This is a genomic window from uncultured Roseibium sp., from assembly GCF_947494555.1.
GTDB lineage: Bacteria > Pseudomonadota > Alphaproteobacteria > Rhizobiales > Stappiaceae > Roseibium.
Map to the genome: position 1 here is coordinate 382045 of NZ_CANLVF010000002.1, position 18296 is coordinate 400340.

16 protein-coding genes are annotated in these 18296 nt (G+C 56.5%); 8 read left to right on the forward strand and 8 right to left on the reverse strand.

The genetic code is table 11. The features are described 5' to 3' along the window. Nucleotides 1–45: 45 nt before the first annotated feature. The 5 genes from Q0915_RS10315 to Q0915_RS10335 all read right to left on the reverse strand — a co-directional run bounded on the left by Q0915_RS10315 (nt 46) and on the right by Q0915_RS10335 (nt 5292). On the reverse strand, nt 46–825 hold the full coding sequence (locus tag Q0915_RS10315; protein ID WP_299471028.1) for an ABC transporter ATP-binding protein: 780 nt from the start codon (nt 823–825) through the stop codon (nt 46–48). Next, complete coding sequence (locus Q0915_RS10320) at nt 822–1577, reverse strand: ABC transporter ATP-binding protein (protein ID WP_299471030.1); 756 nt, start codon at nt 1575–1577, stop codon at nt 822–824. The genes Q0915_RS10315 and Q0915_RS10320 overlap by 4 nt, the downstream gene beginning before the upstream one ends. A gap of 11 nt (nt 1578–1588) precedes the next feature. Further along, on the reverse strand, nt 1589–2794 hold the full coding sequence (locus tag Q0915_RS10325) for a branched-chain amino acid ABC transporter permease (RefSeq protein WP_299471032.1): 1206 nt from the start codon (nt 2792–2794) through the stop codon (nt 1589–1591). 3 nt (nt 2795–2797) lie between these two features. Continuing rightward, on the reverse strand, nt 2798–3829 hold the full coding sequence (locus Q0915_RS10330; protein WP_299471034.1) for a branched-chain amino acid ABC transporter permease: 1032 nt from the start codon (nt 3827–3829) through the stop codon (nt 2798–2800). Nucleotides 3830–3936: 107 nt separating this feature from the next. Next, complete coding sequence (locus Q0915_RS10335; protein ID WP_299471035.1) at nt 3937–5292, reverse strand: substrate-binding protein; 1356 nt, start codon at nt 5290–5292, stop codon at nt 3937–3939. Between the two features lie 485 nt (nt 5293–5777). Here Q0915_RS10335 and Q0915_RS10340 point away from each other — a divergent pair, with 485 nt between their 5' ends. The 3 genes from Q0915_RS10340 to Q0915_RS10350 all read left to right on the forward strand — a co-directional run bounded on the left by Q0915_RS10340 (nt 5778) and on the right by Q0915_RS10350 (nt 9152). Next, complete coding sequence (locus Q0915_RS10340; RefSeq protein ID WP_299471037.1) at nt 5778–6386, forward strand: pyridoxamine 5'-phosphate oxidase family protein; 609 nt, start codon at nt 5778–5780, stop codon at nt 6384–6386. Between the two features lie 265 nt (nt 6387–6651). Beyond that, the gene (locus tag Q0915_RS10345; RefSeq protein WP_299471039.1) at nt 6652–8694 is read left to right on the forward strand and encodes a M3 family metallopeptidase; all 2043 of its coding nucleotides are present in this window, start codon (nt 6652–6654) and stop codon (nt 8692–8694) included. Nucleotides 8695–8747: 53 nt separating this feature from the next. Further along, nucleotides 8748–9152, forward strand: coding sequence for a DUF423 domain-containing protein (locus Q0915_RS10350; RefSeq protein WP_299471041.1), 405 nt, complete (start codon nt 8748–8750; stop codon nt 9150–9152). 15 nt (nt 9153–9167) lie between these two features. Here Q0915_RS10350 and fghA read toward each other — a convergent pair whose 3' ends face one another. After that, nucleotides 9168–9995: an S-formylglutathione hydrolase gene (gene fghA / locus Q0915_RS10355; RefSeq protein WP_299471043.1), complete on the reverse strand. Its 828-nt coding sequence runs from the start codon at nt 9993–9995 to the stop codon at nt 9168–9170. 150 nt (nt 9996–10145) lie between these two features. After that, nucleotides 10146–11258: an S-(hydroxymethyl)glutathione dehydrogenase/class III alcohol dehydrogenase gene (locus tag Q0915_RS10360; protein WP_299471045.1), complete on the reverse strand. Its 1113-nt coding sequence runs from the start codon at nt 11256–11258 to the stop codon at nt 10146–10148. A gap of 382 nt (nt 11259–11640) precedes the next feature. Between Q0915_RS10360 and Q0915_RS10365 the strand changes: the two genes are divergently transcribed. The 5 genes from Q0915_RS10365 to Q0915_RS10385 all read left to right on the forward strand — a co-directional run bounded on the left by Q0915_RS10365 (nt 11641) and on the right by Q0915_RS10385 (nt 17681). Next, a complete protein-coding gene (locus Q0915_RS10365) occupies nt 11641–12894 on the forward strand; it encodes a sarcosine oxidase subunit beta family protein (protein ID WP_299471047.1) in 1254 nt (417 codons plus the stop codon). A gap of 15 nt (nt 12895–12909) precedes the next feature. Next, the gene (locus tag Q0915_RS10370) at nt 12910–13215 is read left to right on the forward strand and encodes a sarcosine oxidase subunit delta (RefSeq protein WP_299471049.1); all 306 of its coding nucleotides are present in this window, start codon (nt 12910–12912) and stop codon (nt 13213–13215) included. Then, complete coding sequence (locus Q0915_RS10375) at nt 13212–16214, forward strand: sarcosine oxidase subunit alpha family protein (RefSeq protein WP_299471051.1); 3003 nt, start codon at nt 13212–13214, stop codon at nt 16212–16214. Before Q0915_RS10370 ends, Q0915_RS10375 begins: the two co-directional genes overlap by 4 nt. Continuing rightward, nucleotides 16207–16782 (forward strand): sarcosine oxidase subunit gamma family protein, encoded by a 576-nt coding sequence (locus Q0915_RS10380; protein WP_299471053.1) that lies wholly within the window; start codon nt 16207–16209, stop codon nt 16780–16782. Before Q0915_RS10375 ends, Q0915_RS10380 begins: the two co-directional genes overlap by 8 nt. A 167-nt stretch (nt 16783–16949) precedes the next feature. After that, nucleotides 16950–17681, forward strand: a complete 732-nt coding sequence (locus tag Q0915_RS10385; RefSeq protein ID WP_299471055.1) for an endonuclease/exonuclease/phosphatase family protein — start codon at nt 16950–16952, stop codon at nt 17679–17681. Between the two features lie 126 nt (nt 17682–17807). On the opposite strand, the gene Q0915_RS10390 is transcribed toward Q0915_RS10385, so the two are convergent. Beyond that, entirely contained in the window at nt 17808–18293 is a 486-nt protein-coding gene (locus tag Q0915_RS10390) for an NUDIX hydrolase (RefSeq protein WP_299471057.1), read from the reverse strand. Nucleotides 18294–18296 lie beyond the last annotated feature (3 nt).

Consider the following 18296-nt stretch of genomic DNA (forward strand, 5'->3'; position numbering starts at 1 on the left):
GCCGATGCAATGCACCGGCCCTTGAGGGTCATATCCGCGGAAGTCTTAGATCGCCAGATATTCCTGACGCAGTTCTGCATTGTCGAGAACGTCCTGAGCCGTGCCATCGAAAACGACCTCGCCCATATCAAGTATGACCGCCCTGTCGGCAAGGTGCAGCGCTGCTATCGCATTCTGCTCCACAATAATCGTTGTAATGCCGAGTTCCTTGACGCCCTCCAAAATGCGCTCGATCTCCTGCACGATCACCGGCGCAAGGCCTTCGTAAGGCTCATCGAGAAGGAGAAGCTTGATGTCCCGGGCTAGTATCCGTGCAACAGCCAGCATCTGCTGCTCACCACCGGACATTGTCACCGCATCCTGTGCCCGCCGTTCAGCCAATCGGGGAAAGTGGTCGTAGATACGTTCGATCGACCATCCCTTCGGTTCGGCAATCTGGGACAACTCGAGATTTTCCTGGACCGTCAAGCCGGGAATGATCCTGCGGTCTTCAGGGACGAGACCGACACCGACGCGTGCAGCCTGGTAACTCTTCATGTCATGAAGCGGGTTATGGTCGAGCCAGATTTCTCCATGCGTTAGATTTGGATCGTCCATCCGTGCGATCGTGCGCAAGGTCGATGTCTTGCCCGCCCCGTTCCGGCCCAGCAAAGCCAGGATCTCGCCTTCGCGAACGTCAAAGCTGATGCCCTGCACGATGTAGCTTTCGCCATAATAGGAATGCAGGTCCCAAGCGGAAAAAAATGCCGGAGCTGTGCCACGCGCTTTTTGGGGTTTCACCGACGGTGCCGTTTTGCCGGCAAATTGATCGTCAAGCATAGTCAAAGGTGCGCTCCTCCGAGATAGGCTTCCTGCACACGCGGATCGCCCTTGATGTCTTCAGGTTTACCTTCAGCAATGATTGCGCCCTGCGCGAGTACGGTAACCTTGTCGGCGAGCGAGAAAACCACATGCATGTCATGTTCGATCACGACCTTCGTAATGCCGCGGTCCCCGATACGTTTCAACAGATCAATCGTGTTATTTGTATCGGCGCGCGACATGCCCGCCGTCGGCTCGTCCAACAAAAGGAGTTTCGGATCCTGGGACAGGCACATTGCCAGTTCGAGCCGCCGCTTGTCGCCTCTTGAAAGCGACCCCGCAACACTGTCTTTCTTTTCAGCCAGTCCGACATCTTCGAGCATATGCAACGCTTTGTCCCGGATCTCCGCATCCTTGCTGACATCCTTGAAAGCGTGCAGCTTGAATTCACCGTCCCGCTTTGCAATCGCCGGGATCATGATGTTTTCAAGCAAGGTCAGATCCCCGAAAATTTCCGGCGTCTGGAACACGCGAGAAACACCTATCTGGTTGATCTCGTATGGCTTCATCCCGGTAAGCGAAATGTCTCCGAACATCACGCTGCCAGTGTCCGGGATCAGTCTGCCGATCAAGCAGTTCAGAAAGGTCGACTTGCCGGCACCATTCGGACCGATAATCGCGTGAACGGTCCCTTCTTCTACCGAGAAGTTGACATTGTTGAGCGCTCTCAACCCGCCGAACGACTTGTTCACGCCCTCGACACGCAGGATTTCCATATCACAACACCCTATTCAGCCGGGGCGGCAGACGCGCGCGCCGAGGAATTCTTGTCCGAGGACGATTTGCGTTTGAAAAGGCGCCCGATACGTTCCACGCCCTCCATGATACCTCCCGGCAGGAAGATCACGATCAGCATGAACATGATACCGAGCGTCAGGTGCCAGCCCTTGCCGATAAACGGATGGATGACGAAGACCAGGAAATCGGCAACGCCTTCAGGAAGGCCGGAAAACCATCCGTATAGAATGTTGTCGTTGATCTTGGAGAAGATATTTTCACAGTACTTGATGAAGCCTGCGCCAAGCACAGGTCCGATCAAGGTCCCCGCACCGCCAAGAATGGTCATCAGCACGACTTCGCCAGATGCAGTCCACTGCATGCGCTCGGCACCTGCCAGCGGATCCATGGCGACCATCAGCCCGCCTGCCAGCCCGGCATACATTCCCGAGATCACAAACGCAGCCAAAGTGTAGGGCCTGCTGTTCAAGCCGGTAAAGTTCATGCGTTGCTGGTTCGACTTGACGGCACGCAGCATCATTCCGAACGGCGAACGGAAAATACGGACTGCGATGTAGAAGGCGATCATCATGAAGACGGCGCACAGATAGTATCCGGCGTTGAATGTGAACAGCCAGCCACCCGCACTCATCTCGAAGCTCTCCCGCATCGGAATGCCGAAAAAGTTCGCGGGCGGGATCGCGCCATTTTCGGAACTGACACCAAGAATGCGCGGATCGTCAAGAGCCAGTTGTAGTCCGGTTTCCCCGTTGGTGATCGGCGTCAGAACCGAATATGCGAGGGAAAACGACATCTGCGCAAAGGCCAGCGTCAGGATCGAGAAGTAGATCCCGGAACGGCGCAGCGAGATGTAGCCGACCAGCAGCGAGAACAAACCGGCGAAAACGACGGACATGAAGATCGCCGGAATGACGTTCATGGTCAGCAGCTTCATCATCCAGACACCGGCATAGGAACCGACACCCAGGAAAGCGGCATGGCCGAAACTCAGGTATCCGGTCAGACCGAACAGGATGTTGAACCCAATCGCGAAGATACCGAAAATCAGGAATCTCTGCATCAGATCTGGATAGCCGGCGTTGAACTGTGCAAGCTCAGAGCCTTCCGGAAACGGGTTGAGCAGGAATGGCGCGAAGACCACGAGAAGCAACACAAGGAAGAAGAGCGATGTATCTTTTTTGTTGAGTCCAAACATGACTTAGCTCTCCATAACGCCCTTGCGGCCCATCAAACCCCGTGGACGGGTCAGGAGGATCACGATTGCAACAAGATAAATGATGATCTGGTTGATGCCGGGCAGCAGCGCGACGACTTGCGCCATGGAGGCGAAACTCTCAAGAATTCCAAGAACGAACCCCGCGAGAACAGCTCCTGGCAGCGAGCCCATTCCGCCGACAACCACGACGACGAAGCTCAGGACGAGAAAGTCCATTCCCATATGGTAATTCGGCGAATTGATCGGCGCGTACATAACCCCTGCAAGCCCGGCGACGACCGCCGCAAGCGCGAACATGACTGTAAAACGCTTGTCGATGTTAATGCCAAGGAGCCCGACGGTCTGTCGGTCCGCCATGCCCGCTCGAACGACCATCCCGAAAGTCGTGAACCGAAGAAAGGCGAAGACAGCGCCCACGATTGCGGCTGCAAAGAGGAAGTACACGATCCGCCAGTAGGGGTAGATGATCACATTGGGATCCATCCCCACCAGTGCTCCGAAATCCAGACTACCGGAAAAGACGTCCGGAGCCGGTGTCGGAATCGGGTTCGCGCCGAAGAAGTATTTGATGATTTCCTGAAGGACGATGGCAAGGCCGAAGGTCACCAGGATCTGATCCGCATGAGGACGCTTGTAGAAATACTTGATGAGGCCCCGTTCCATGAACAGGCCGACCAGGGCCATGATCGGTATGGAAAAGAGGATCGCGAGCGGGACAGCCCAGTCTATGATTGCCGATCCGGTTTGCGGCCCGAACCACGCTTCCACATAGGGCGTTTCGACTTTTAGCGGATTACCCAGAAAGTCTTTCTGTGTCTCGTCAATCGTCACGAAAGACAAAGACAGGAGGCGGCTTAACGTGACCGCACAGAAAGCCCCGATCATGAACAGCGCGCCATGCGCGAAGTTGACCACGCCAAGCGTTCCGAAAATAAGGGTCAAGCCAAGGGCGATCAGTGCATATGCCGAGCCTTTGTCCAAACCGTTCAGAATTTGCAGAAGTATCGCGTCCATCGCTCTCAACTCGGATGATCTGCGCGCGTCGCGTTCCCCCAACCGCGCTTGAATTCACATAAACAGGACAGGGCGATGACCGCCCTGTCCCTTCAATTTCGACAGACTCAAGCGCCCGGGTTACAGGTACCCAATGCACCGCCCGCGAATTGCGGGTGATCCGGCGGATAGGTGACCTGAGCTGCCGGCGTCACTTCGACGATTTCGAGAAGGTCGAAGGCCGAGCTCGGGTTTTCCTTACCCTTCACGACAAGGACGTCCTTGAAGCACTGGTGATCTTCGGCACGGTACAGTGTCTTGCCGTTACCAAGACCATCGAACTCGAAGCCTTCAAGAGCCTCGACAACGCCACACGGGTTGAACGTGCCTGCACGCTCACACGCATCCGCGTAAAGGAGAGCCTGAACGTAGGTGGTGTGCGCAGCCTGGCTCGGCGGGAAGCCGTATTTCTGGCCGAAGGACTGAACGAATGCTTTGGAGCCTTCATCCTGAAGCGACCAGTGCCAGTTGGTGGACCCGAAGATACCCTTAACGTTTTCGCCGGCACCCTTTGCCATCAGGCGAGAGTACAGCGGAACGATGATTTCAAAGTTCTTGCCGTTCACCTGCTTGTCACGGAGACCGAACTGAACCGCATTGGTCAGCGAGTTCACCATGTTGCCGCCGTAGTGGTTCAGAACCAATACATCAGCGTCCGACTGCAGCACCGGTGTGATGTAGGCGGAGAAGTCGGTCGCCGCCAAAGGCGTCTTGACCGTTTCCACGGTTTCCCAACCCAGAGCTTCGGTCGACTCGCGCACGGCCTGTTCGGTCGTGTAACCCCAGTTGTAGTCTGCGGTCAGGTGGTAGGCCTTGCGGTCGTCACCATATGCGTTCTTCAGAACCGGAGCCAATGCGGCGCCTGACATGTAGGAGTTGAAGAAGTGACGGAAACCGTTGGCCTTCTTGTCCTTACCGGTGGTGTCGTTGGAGTGGGTCAGACCGGCCATGAAAATCACGCCGGCTTCCTGGCAGAGCGCCTGTACCGCAACAGCCACACCGGAGGACGAACCGCCGGTGATCATGATCGCACCGTCTTTTTCGATCATGGATTTCGCGGACGCACGCGCCGCATCGGACTTGGTCTGCGTATCACCCGTGACGAACTCGACTTTTTTGCCGAGGATACCGTTCCCCTTCAAAGCTTTTGACGAGAACGTGTTCAGCATGCCGCCGTCGCCTTCACCATTCAGGTGCTCGACAGCCAGCTGGTAAGCGCGCAGCTCGTCAGCCCCTTCGTCAGCATAGGGGCCGGTTTGTGGAACGTTGAAACCCAGTGTCACCGTCGAACCGGTTGGCTCGTTGAGATAACCAGCGGACCATGCACGGCTGGTAAAGATCGTGGGCATTGCGAGGGCAGTACCTCCCAATGCGCCAGCGCGCAGGATGGAACGACGATTAAGGGGTTTACGAATTAAGCTCATACTTTCCTCCCAGAAAGGCACGGTGCGCCCCCGTCGGACGCACCTGCGTTCGCTGTACAGCGGCAAGCAATTCTGGACTGTTCCCCGACCGGGAGACCGGCTCCTCAACGCCAAAACCGCAAGCTCGGAGGACTGTAGAAAAAGTCATTGCAAATCAGCAATACGACTATCGGATCGCCTCTACTTACAACCGCGTTAGACTTTCGCAGTATTCACGGCAAAAAACTCTTAACAAATCTCCAAATATATTGCATTGCAGCACGCATTTTTCTTCTAGCAAACAATGCTTTAGAGAATGTCATTTTGGCAATGCAATATTTCCCTGACCAATCAGGTAATTTGCGGAATGTCTTCAGCTACTTAGACCAAAGTTGCACGCGATTGCATCTCAGAGGTTGTGATCAACCAAATTGACGCGCGCGAAACCGCGAAGCTAATGTGCAATTGCCGAAAATTTCACCAATGGTTTCATCGGGATCCTTTGCATGAACTTCATTGAGTCGCTTGAGCAGTTACACGAACAATATGGTGATGTTGGAGAAGCCTCGCTCATCAAGGAAATTGACCATCTCAGCCCCGCCTACAGAAGGATTGTTGAAACTTCGTCCTTCTGCGCCTTGTCGACCTGTGGTCCTGAAGGACTCGACTGTTCCCCGCGCGGTGATGACGGGTGCGTTGTGAGGATAGAAAATGACAGGACCTTGCTGCTCCCGGACAGACGCGGCAACAATCGCATCGATTCGCTTCGCAACATTGTTCGTGACCCACGGGTTGCGCTCATGTTCATGATCCCGGGCTGGAACAATGTCTTGCGCATCAATGGCACTGCCCGGATTTCAATTGAGCCTGACCTGCTCAAATCGTTTGAGCGCGACGGCAAGTGTCCTCGCTCCGTGATCGCGATCACCATCGAAACAGTCTATTTTCAATGTGCGCGGGCGATCATGCGTGCCGGGCTGTGGCAACCGGACAATCAGGTACCAAAGGCCAATCTCCCATCGCCCGGCATGATCATGCAGGAGATCAAATCGAGCTTCGACGGAAAAACCTATGATGAGGATTGGCCGGGACGCGCGGCAAAAAGCATGTGGTAGGCCGTGAACCGGCAAGCCAGCCTCGAACCGCGTTGTTCACCCCTCGCCTCGCAAAAGCGCTGTCTTACGATCGGTAGTCTTCGGCAACGCCAAATGCACAAGGCCCTATTCGTTGAACACTCCAGTCCTTTGAAGCGTTCGAAGAAGCGTTTTGTCTTAACCTCTGCGGATTACCTTTTTGCAACGATCGCATATTTGCTCTTGGCTGATTTGCACGAGCTCTCCATATCTTCCCATACCTGAATTCTGATGTTTGAGGATCTCCATGACGATCAACCCGCTGCTTGCCGAATGGACAACGCCTTTCGAGCTTCCGCCGTTTGACAAAATCGAACCGGGTCATTTCGACGATGCGTTTGAAAGCGCCATGTCGGAAGCGCGAGCGGAAAGCGACAAGATTGCGGAACAGCCCTCTGAACCGACTTTCGAAAATACCATCGCAGCTCTGGAGAAGTCCGGTGATCAACTGACCAAGGTCGCACGCACTTTCTTTAATCTTACCAGCGCCGATACGAACGAAACACTTCAGAAGATCGAGCGCGACGTCGCTCCCAAGCTAGCCAAGCACTCCTCCGAGCTGCTTTTGAATGAAAAGCTATTCAAGCGCATTGCGTCGCTCTGGGACCAGCGCGACACGCTTGGCCTCAACGCGGAAGACGCCAAGGTTCTCGAGCGGTACCACAAGATGTTTCAGCGTGCCGGCGCGGGCCTTGATCCTGCCGGAAAAGCGCGAATGGCGGAAATCTCGCAACGTCTGGCAACGCTCGGCACGAATTTCTCCCAGAACATCCTAAAAGACGAATCGGAATATCAACTCGTCCTTGAAACGGAAGAGGACCGTGCGGGCCTTCCGGACTTTCTTCTGACATCCGCAGCCGAAGCAGCGCGCGAACGAGGACATGACGGCAAGCATGTCATTACTCTTTCAAGATCCAGCATCGAGCCTTTCCTGCAGTTCTCAACCAACCGGCGGCTGCGCGAAGAAGCGTTCAAAGCCTGGAGCGCACGCGGGGAGCGCGACGGCGACACCAATAATGAAAGGATCATCGCGGAGACACTCGCTCTGCGCGCGGAAAAGGCGAAGCTGCTTGGCTATGAAAACTTCGCTGCCTTCAAACTCGAAGACACGATGGCCAAGACTCCTGACAATGTCCGCGACCTGCTGACCAAGGTCTGGGAGCCGGCGGTTGCACAGGCACGTGACGAGCAGGCAAAACTGGCCGAAATAGCCGCGCGTGGAGGCGAAAATCACACGATTGAAGCCTGGGACTGGCGCTACTACTCGGAGAAGGTCCGCAAGGCAGAACACGATCTCGATGAGGCAGAATTAAAGCCCTATCTGCAGCTGGAGAATATAATCCTTGCAGCCTTCGATACGGCAACCCGGCTTTTCGGCGTAACCTTCAAGGAACTCCGCGGTATGCCCGTCTACCATCCGGACGTGCGCGTTTTCGAAGTATTTGATGCATCAGGCAACCATGTCGGTCTCTTCCTTGGTGACTATTTCGCCAGACCTTCCAAACGCTCGGGTGCCTGGATGACTGCGTTCCGGTCGCAGCACAAGCTTGACGGCGAGATCGCCCCCATCATCGTGAATGTGATGAACTTCTCGAAAGGCGCGCCAGGAGAGGCAACGCTTCTGACTTTCGACGATGCCCGCACGCTGTTTCACGAGTTTGGACACGGGTTGCACGGTCTTTTGTCCAACGTCACTTATCCGATGATTTCCGGAACAAGCGTCGTTCGCGATTTTGTCGAACTGCCGTCGCAACTCTACGAGCACTGGCTTTCCGAGCCGAAGGTGCTTTCCAGATTCGCAACGCACTACAAGACCGGCGAGACGATGCCGCCGGAGCTTCTGAAGAAGCTTCTTGCAGCTACGAATTTCAACCAGGGTTTTGCCACGGTCGAATACACCGCATCGGCCCTGATGGACCTGGAATTGCATCTCCTTGATGCTCCCGGCGATATCGATCTTGCTTCATTCGAGGATACGGAACTCGACAAGATCGGGATGCCCGACGCAATCACGATGCGTCACCGCATCCCGCATTTCCAACACGTCTTTTCAGGAGACGGCTATTCGGCCGGGTATTACAGCTACATGTGGTCCGAAGTCATGGATGCAGATGCCTTCGGGGCTTTCAAGGAAGCCGACGATATCTTCGATCCCGAGGTCGCCGAAAGACTGCACACTCATATCTACTCCGCCGGCGGGCTCCCGGATCCCGAAGAAACCTATGTCGCGTTCAGGGGGCGACCGCCGCAAATCGATGCCCTCTTGAAAAAACGCGGGTTTGCGTCCTGAATATCGGTCGGCCGGATCATTTCCGGCCGGTTTTTAACATTCAGGGACGAATTATGATCAAACCGATGGCGCCGCCACCAGCACCGACCGCAAGACTCTTGCGGTTCTGTCTTGCGATTAGCGGTCTTACCGGGGCGATTGGTATCTTATCGCTTGCACTCGCGGCACACGCAGGTGATTCCAACACACTTGGAACAGCAGCGCGTATGTTGATGTTCCACGCGCCTGTGTTTCTGGGGATCGGAATTCTGGCGCAGTCGCGCAGAGTGCTTTTGCTTCCCTTTACAGCGCTGTGCCTTGCCTGCGGGCTTGCACTCTTTTGCGGAGACCTCTTCAGCCGCGCCTTTCTGGAGAGCAGATTGTTCCCAATGGCAGCTCCGATAGGTGGCATGTTGTTGATTGTCGGGTGGCTTGCGCTTGCGCTTGGTGCCTTCCGGATTACGCAGCGGGACGCCTGACGCCGGTCTAGGCGCTTACCCTTTCAGCCGTTCGGCGTGCCAGGCAACATGATCACGCGCAAAAGTCGCGACGAAGTAATAGGAATGATCGTAGCCTTCCTGCAGCCGGTAGCAATGTGCTGTTTTCGTTTCAATAAGGGCGTCGGATAGTGCACCCGGCCTTAAGAGGTCGAAGAATTGATCATCAGCCCCCTGATCAACGAGTACGTCGCCTACCCACACCTTTTCTCGCAAGAGCAACGACGCATCATGGCCGTGCCAGAGGCTCTCATCGGGTCCCAGATAAGCACCGAGCTGCTTTTTGCCCCAGTCGGATGCTGCCGGGTTGGAGATGGGCGCAAAAGCAGACAGGGATTGATATTGCCCGGGATACTTCATGGCCAGCGTTATCGCCCCGTGCCCGCCCATGGAATGACCGGTAATGCCGTGGTGAACTGAAACCGCAAAATTTTCCGTTACCAGATCACGAAGTTCACTGGCGACGTAGGTTTCCATCTGAAAGTGCGGCGCCCACGGTTCCTCGGTCGCATTCACATAGAAACCGGCACCCTGACCGAGATCATAGGCCTCATCATTGGCGATCTCCTCGCCGCGCGGACTGGTGTCAGGGAATACAACGGCCAGGCCGAATTCCGCGGCATGTGCCTGGAGCCCCGCCTTGGTCATCGCATTTTCATGCGTACAGGTCAGGCCCGACAGATACCAAAGGCACGGCACTGGACCTTCCTGCGCCTGCGGCGGCATGTAGACGGCAAAAGTCATCTCGCAACCGCACGCTTGGGATGCGTGGCTGTAGACACCCTGGACGCCGCCGAAAGCTTTGTTCTCGGAGATGGTTTTCATGACGTTCCTATCGAGTTGAGAAGTTGCAGAGCCAAATGCCTTGGCCAGCTGCGGCGCCTACGAGTGAGAATCCTGCAGCTCCGCGCACGTGAGGCTGGCGTGGAGAAAACAGCACAGGGGACGAGGCCGGGATAATCCGGCCCGCCGAGATCAATAAAGCACGACCGAACGGATCGATTCGCCGGCATGCATCAGATCGAAGCCCTTATTGATGTCCTCAAGCGGCATGGTGTGAGTGATCATCGGATCTATCTCGATCTTGCCGTCCATGTACCAGTCGACAATTTTCGGCACGTCCGTGCGCCCGCGTGCACCGCCGAAGGCCGTCCCGCGCCAGGAGCGACCCGTCACCAGCTGAAACGGACGGGTTGCGATCTCGGCACCTGCAGGTGCCACACCGATGATGATGCTTTCGCCCCAACCCTTGTGGGCTGATTCCAGAGCTGCCCGCATCACCGACACATTACCTGTCGCGTCGAATGTATAGTCCGCACCACCCTTGGTCAGGTCCACCAGATACGGCACCAGATCTCCCTCGACCTCAGACGGATTGACGAAATCGGTCATCCCGAAACGCGTCGCCATTTCGACTTTCGCCGGGTTGAGATCAACACCGACGATCTGGTCGGCACCGGCAAGACGCAGGCCCTGGATAACGTTCAGGCCAATGCCGCCGAGCCCGAAGACGATCGCGCGTGAGCCTTCTTCCACCTTGGCCGTGTTGATGACCGCGCCAATGCCGGTCGTTACGCCGCAACCGATGTAGCAAACCTTGTCAAACGGTGCATCCGGCCGGATTTTCGCCAGGGCGATTTCCGGAACAACGGTGTAATTGGCAAATGTCGACGTGCCCATGTAGTGGAGGATCGGATCGCCATCCAGCGTGGTGAAACGGGACGATCCGTCCGGCATAAGTCCCTGCCCCTGGGTCGAACGGATTGCCTGACACAGGTTTGTCTTCGGGTTGAGGCAATATTCGCAATTGCGGCACTCGGGTGTGTAAAGCGGAATGACATGGTCGCCCGGCTTGAGCGTTGTGACGCCCGGACCGACTTCGACAACAACACCTGCTCCTTCATGCCCCAGGATCGCCGGAAACAGTCCTTCCGGGTCGGCACCTGAGAGCGTGAACTCGTCCGTGTGGCAAATGCCGGTGGCTTTCACCTCCACCAGAACTTCGAACGCGCGTGGGCCTTCGAGATTTACCTTGGTGACTTCTAGCGGTTTTCCGGCACCCACTGCCACAGCTGCACGAACTTCCATGGATGAACCTCCCTGATTTGTCTTCCCCGGAGAGTTACCGGCCCTTGATTGAATTGCAAGATCCGAAACGACGTCAGTTGTTTGGATTGCGCGCATCGTGCAGAAAAATGTCCGTTTGCCGGCCTCGTGGAACTGTGAATAGCGGTCACATGGATCGTCAAAAGCATCCGCTGCTTCGAATGGCCGCGCGGTGTACGACACTCATGTCGTTTTCTGACAATGAGGCGACCGAAACCTGATACGCACCGGCAGGTGCAATCGTGATTATGCCGGGCAATGGACGGACCCAAACCGCATCGGTATGGTCGCGATCTGAAATTTCACCAAGTCATGCCATTTTCCAGGTCGGAACCCGGCATGAAACGTGCGGAGCCGCTGCTTTATGAAGCGTTATTCCTTCCTGGAACTGGCCAAGAACGCCTTTTCCGCGCACCAGAATTGGGGGCGTCAATGGCGCTCGCCCGAGCCCAAGGCCGAATACGACGTTGTCATCGTCGGTGCAGGCGGCCACGGTCTTGCGACGGCCTACTATCTCGCCAAGGAACACGGCGTTCGGAACGTTGCGGTCATCGAAAAAGGCTGGCTCGGAGGCGGAAACACCGGGCGGAACACGACAATTGTGCGTTCCAACTATCTCTGGGAAGAAAGCGCTGCGCTCTACAATCACGCGATCGGTCTCTGGCACGGCCTTTCTCAGGAATTGAACTACAACGTCATGTATTCCGCACGCGGTGTCATGATGTTGGCGCACACGGTGCATGACATACAGGTTGCGCAACGGCATATCCACGCGAACCGGCTCGCAGGCGTGCAAAATGAATGGCTGACGCCCGAAAAGGCCAAGGAATATTGCCCGCCACTCAACATCTCCAAGAATATCCGTTATCCGGTCATGGGCGCGGCCCTTCAGCGCGTCGGTGGCACCGCCAGACACGATGCGGTGGCCTGGGGTTATGCGCGCGGCGCGGACGACATGGGTGTCGATATTATCCAGAACTGCGCCGTCACCGGCATCAGGCGCGGTCAGGACGGTGCCGTTGAGGGTGTCGAAACGTCCAAAGGTTTCATCAAGGCCAAAAAGATCGGTGTTGTTGCGGCCGGACACACCTCGACCGTGATGGATATGGCGGGTGTTCGAATGCCGCTTGAATCCTTCCCGCTCCAGGCACTGGTGTCGGAACCTGTAAAGCCTGCATTTCCATGCGTCGTCATGTCCAACACGATCCACGCCTACATCTCGCAATCCGACAAGGGCGAACTGGTGATCGGCGCCGGCACGGATCAGTTCATTTCCTATTCGCAAACTGGCGGCATACACATCTCCAATCACACGATCGACGCGATTTGTGAGCTCTTCCCGCAATTCCGGCGGATGCGGATGTTGCGGAACTGGGGCGGCATCGTCGATGTGACGCCCGATCGCTCGCCAATATTGTCGAAAACCCCGGTTCAGGGGCTTTACGTCAATTGCGGCTGGGGCACTGGCGGCTTCAAAGCAACTCCAGGGTCGGGTCACGTCTTTGCGCACACAATCGCCAAAGACGAACCGCACCGGATCAACGCACCTTTCACAATCGACCGGTTCCGCACCGGACGCCTTATCGACGAAGCGGCAGCAGCCGCCGTCGCGCACTAGGGGAGATTTCATCAGATGCTGCTGGTTTACTGCCCCTATTGCGGCGTTTCGCGTCCGGAAACAGAGTTTTCCTGCCGTGGCGAGGCACATATCGCACGGCCTGCCGACCCGGCACAGACAAGCGACGAGGATTGGGTGAACTTCCTCTATATGCGCAGCAACACCAAGGGTGTCTATGTTGAGCGCTGGCGCCACATTCACGGGTGCGGTCGCTTTTTCAACGCTGTCCGGAACACGGTCAGCGACGATTTCCTGAAATTTTACAAGGCCGGTGAACCGATGCCGGACCTTGAAGAGCTTGCCAAGGAGGCCGGCAAATGAGCCAGCCGTTCCGTACAGAAAAAGGCGGCCGGATCGATCGGTCCGAGCAATTCACCTTCACCTTCGACGGTGAGGAGATGCAGGGTCACAAGGGCGATACGCTTGCGTCTGCACTGCTTGCAAACGGTATTCATCTGGTCGGCAGGTCCTTCAAGTACCACCGCCCACGCGGCATCGTCACAGCCGGTTCGGAAGAACCGAACGCGCTTGTGGGAATCTATCGCAACGGTGATCAGACGCCGAACCTGCGCGCGACCCAAGTCGAACTTTACCAGGGTCTCGAAGCGATTTCGCAGAACCGGTTTCCTTCGCTCGGTTTCGACGTCGGAGCGGTGAATGACCGCCTCTCGATGTTTTTTCCGGCGGGCTTCTACTACAAGACATTCATGTGGCCGAAGTCGTTCTGGGACAAGGTCTACGAACCTGTCATCCGAGCCGCGGCGGGTCTCGGCAAGCCCCCTAAAAACCCAGATCACGATTCTTACGGCAATCTCTACGCCCATTGCGATGTGTTGGTTGCCGGATCAGGACCTGCCGGACTGTCGGCAGCTCTTGCGGCGGCGGAAAGCGGTGCCAAGGTAATCCTTTGCGACGAACAGTCGGAATTCGGCGGATCGCTTCTGACAGAAGCTAATGCAAGCATTGACGGCATGGCCCCTTCCGATTGGGTGGCCGAAACAATTGCAAGGCTTGGCGCGATGGACAACGTCACGCTGTTGCCGCGCACGACCGCATTCGGTTATTTCGCGCACAATTACATCGCGCTCGCCGAAAGGGTGACGGAACATCTTGCAAGCCCGGATCCCAAGCTTCCGCGCGAACGCCTTTGGCAGGTTCGGGCAAAGGAAGTTGTGATTGCCTCCGGGGCGATCGAACGGCCCATGGTCTTTCCCGAGAATGACCGGCCGGGGATTCTGCTCGCAGAGGCGGGCCGGACTTATCTGAACCGGTATGGTGTGAAGGTCGGTCACAAGGTGGTTGTCGCAACGGCTTGCGATACCGCGTGGCAGGCTGCTTTCGACCTTGATGATCATGGTGTTGAAATTGCCGCAATCATCGAGATGCGGGAGGTTCCGCCCGAAAGCCTTGTCGCGATTGCCAAGGCACGTGGCATACGGGTGGAAGCTGGCTGCGTAATAACCGGGACACTTGGTCGGAAACGCATCAAGTCGGCACTTCTCGGTCGATTGATGACCTCCGGGCAAGTTGCGTCCGGCGGCCAGGTTGAATGTGACGCTCTGTTGATGTCCGGTGGTTGGACGCCCACCGTCAGTCTCTATTCTCAATCTCGCGGCAAAGTCGTCTGGGATGCCGACAGTGGCGCGTATGTTCCTGGAAAGTCCGTCCAGAAAGAACGCTCGGTCGGCGGCGCCAAGGGCCTCTACGGATTGCAGGCGACCCTTGAGGACGGGTACGCCGCTGGCGAGGAAGCTGCGAAGGCCGCGATCGGAACATCCAAGAAAGTCACTTATGCAGCCGCGAGCGGTGGTGAAGCCGGTGAAGGTGGCACGCTCGGTGCCCTGCCCCACGACCGCAACGCGTCAAAGGTCAAGGCATTCGTGGACTACCAGAACGACGTTACAGCAAAAGACGTCAAGCTGGCGGTGCGCGAGGGCATGCAGTCGATCGAGCACATCAAGCGCTACACGACAACCGGAATGGCAACCGACCAGGGCCGGCTTTCGAATATGAATGCGCTTCAGATCGCTTCCGGCGCACTTGAACGGCCTGTGACGGATGTCGGCCTGACAACGTTCCGTCTCCCCTACACGCCAACGACATTCGGGCTTTTCGCAGGCGTTGCACGCGGCGACTTCTTCGATCCGGTCCGCAAAACGCCTTCGCACGACTGGGTTGTCGACAATGGCGGTGTCTTTGAGGACGTCGGCCAATGGAAGAGAACCTGGTATTTTCCCAAAAGCGGTGAAGACATGCACGCGGCTGTCGCGCGCGAGTGCAAGACGGTGCGTGAAAGCGTCGGTCTCTTCGATGCGTCAACGCTTGGAAAGATCGAGGTCGTCGGCCCCGATGCAGCCGAATTCCTGGAAAGGATGTACACCAATCCCTGGAAGAAACTTGCGCCCGGCCGTTGTCGCTACGGCCTGCTTTTGAACGACGCCGGCTTCATCACCGACGACGGCGTTATTGGCCGTTTGGCAGACGACCGTTTCCACGTCACGACCACGACCGGTGGCGCACCGAGCGTATTTGCGACAATGGAAGACTACCTCCAGACCGAATGGCCGGACCTCGATGTCTGGATCACATCGACGACGGAGCAGTATGCCGTCGCGGCGGTTCAGGGGCCGAAGGCGCGCGAGGTAATCGCACCGTTTATCGAAGGCATTGATCTTTCCAACGAAGCCTTCCCGCATATGAGCGTCAAGGAAGCCACTTTCTGCGGCGTGCCCTGCCGGTTGTTCCGGATTTCCTTCACGGGCGAACTCGGTTTTGAGATTAACGTCCCCCGCCGGCACGGCAAAATGATGTGGGAGACGCTTGCAAAGGAAATCGAAAAGCATGACGGCACCAGTTACGGTACGGAGACCATGCACGTGCTTCGTGCCGAAAAGGGCTACATCATCGTCGGGCAGGATACGGATGGCACCGTGACGCCACAAGACGCCGGAATGACCTGGGCAATCGGTAAGAAGAAACACGACTTCGTCGGCAAACGCGGGCTTGAGCGCCCTGATCTTGTGTCAGAAAACCGCAAGCAGTTCGTCGGGCTGCTGACCAAGGATCCCAAGGTGAAGCTGGAAGAGGGTGCGCAGATCACAACCGCAGAAAACCCGGCGACAGGTACACCGGCGGAAGGTCACGTGACATCGTCCTATTTCAGCCCGGCCCTTGACCGCACGATCGCTCTGGCGGTGGTGAAAAACGGACACGCTCTTGATGGCAAAACGCTTTATGTACCAATGCCGGACAGGAGCATTTCCGTGGAGGTTACGGGCCCTGTTTTCTATGACAAGGAAGGAGCGCGGATAAATGTCTGACGTTCTAGCAAATGATCTGATTACGCCCGATGCAGGCGTCAGCCCTCTTCTGAGCCAATCCGATGTGTCCATCTTGAAGGCTGCTCCCATTGCCCGGCTTTCGTTCCGGGCGCGGGAAGCTGCATTGGCGAATGCCGGGACAGCCTTTGGCGTGCCGCTTCCCACGCAACCTTTGTCCAGCGAAATCGGCGCCAAGCGTGCGGCGCTCTGGATGGGCCCCGACGAATGGACCCTCCTTGCGCCTGAAGAAGATCTGGAAACGCTCTTTGAGACCATTGAAACCGCACTTGGCGATCAGCCCCATGCGCTTGTCGACATTTCGGAAAGATCCGAGGCGATCATTGTAAGTGGAGAAAAAGCAGTCTGGCTGCTGAACACAGGGATCTTTGTCGATTTCTCGATTGAGGAGTTTCCCGTCGGCACTGTCTCCAGAACGATCTTTCACAAGTCACCGGTGATGATCTGGCGCACGGGAGCCGACACGTTCGTGGTCGAGGCATGGGTGTCGTTCATGGACTATGTGTCCGGACTGCTTGTTCAATCCGCACAAGAGCTGACGGCGGCATAACTGCCCTGCCCGTTGGATTTTCCAGGAACCCTCGGGACCTTGCTCACGAGGGTTCTTTTTTCATGTTTGTCTGGTATTCACAGCGCTGCTTTTGATTTCGGCCCAAAAGCGAATCTGTCAAAGCGTTTACTTGCAAATTAGATACAAAATCCGCCACTCTTCCCGCCATGCTTAAAATCGGTTCCTACAACATTCAAAAAGCTATCGGACTGGACGCACGCCGCAAGCCGGAGCGGACTCTCAAGGTTATTCAGGAGCTGAATTGCGACATTCTTGCCTTGCAGGAAGCCGACAAGCGATTCGGGCCACGCGAAAGCACGTTGAACCGGGATCATATTCTCGAGCAGACCGACTACCATCCTGTCCCGTTTTCAAATGGCTCGAGCAGCCTGGGCTGGCATGGCAACGCAATCCTTTTACGCAAAAAGATCGGCATTCTGGATTTTCGCAAGATCGAGCTTCCGACACTTGAGCCACGCGGCGCGGTTGCTGTGGATCTCGACATTGACGGAACCCCTATCCGCGTCGCCGCCATGCATCTGAGCCTTGTCGGCCACTTTCGAAAGAAGCAGATCACCTCTTTGATGCACCAGTTGCACGAGGATCTGGACTATCTCCCGACCGTCCTCATCGGAGATCTGAACGAATGGCGCGATTCGGCGCGAAGCCTTAAGCTGTTCGAAGAGCGCTATGAAGTGACGACACCCGGGCGCAGTTTCCCGAGCCCGATGCCAGTTGGCAGTCTCGACCGGATCATCACAAGTCCGGAATTCAAAGTCCGCAAAGCCGGTGTTCACAAGTCCAAAACTGCCCGGATTGCCTCTGACCACCTACCCGTCTGGGCGCACTTGGAACTCGAGCAGTCCAGTCAACTGGCCACCCAGGCGAGCAGTCGCTAGTGAAAATGCGACGCTCGCCGATTGAACCAGTCGATGGGCGCTGCTTCAGTTTCTCTTAATCGGACGGGTAGTGCTGGTGCGCAGGTGAGATGGACAGGCTTCGAACAGTCGGCAATGGCCCGAACATCAGGCAATTTCCATCCGGTGTCGACGCAAGAACCGCTTGAGCGCGTATTCGTCGGCCAGCTCGATGCCTTTGGAAAACGGTACCCAGTGGCATTGCCTTTGCCCGATCTCGGGAAACGTCTTCAGTTGCTTTTCAAACTGCAATTTGAACACCATGACCTTCGTGCGAATTTTCGAACCGTTTCCCAGCCCTTTATACGACCGGAAGGTGCCCATTGGACGTGTATCGGCTTGCCCGAGGACACCGGCCTCTTCATAGGCTTCCGTTGAAGCGGTCTCGTATGCCTGCTGGTGCGGTTCCGGCCAGCCTTTGGGCAAAATAAGCCGGCCTGTGTCGCGCGTCGAAACCAGAAGAATTTCATTTTCCGTTTCGCCCGGCCGCACGCACAAGGCCGCAATCTGCAAGCGCGTCGGTTTGAAAAACAAACCGACAAAGCTTTGCAGCCAGGTTGCATCCCCTGCTGTATACGACTTCGCGAGACTCATGTC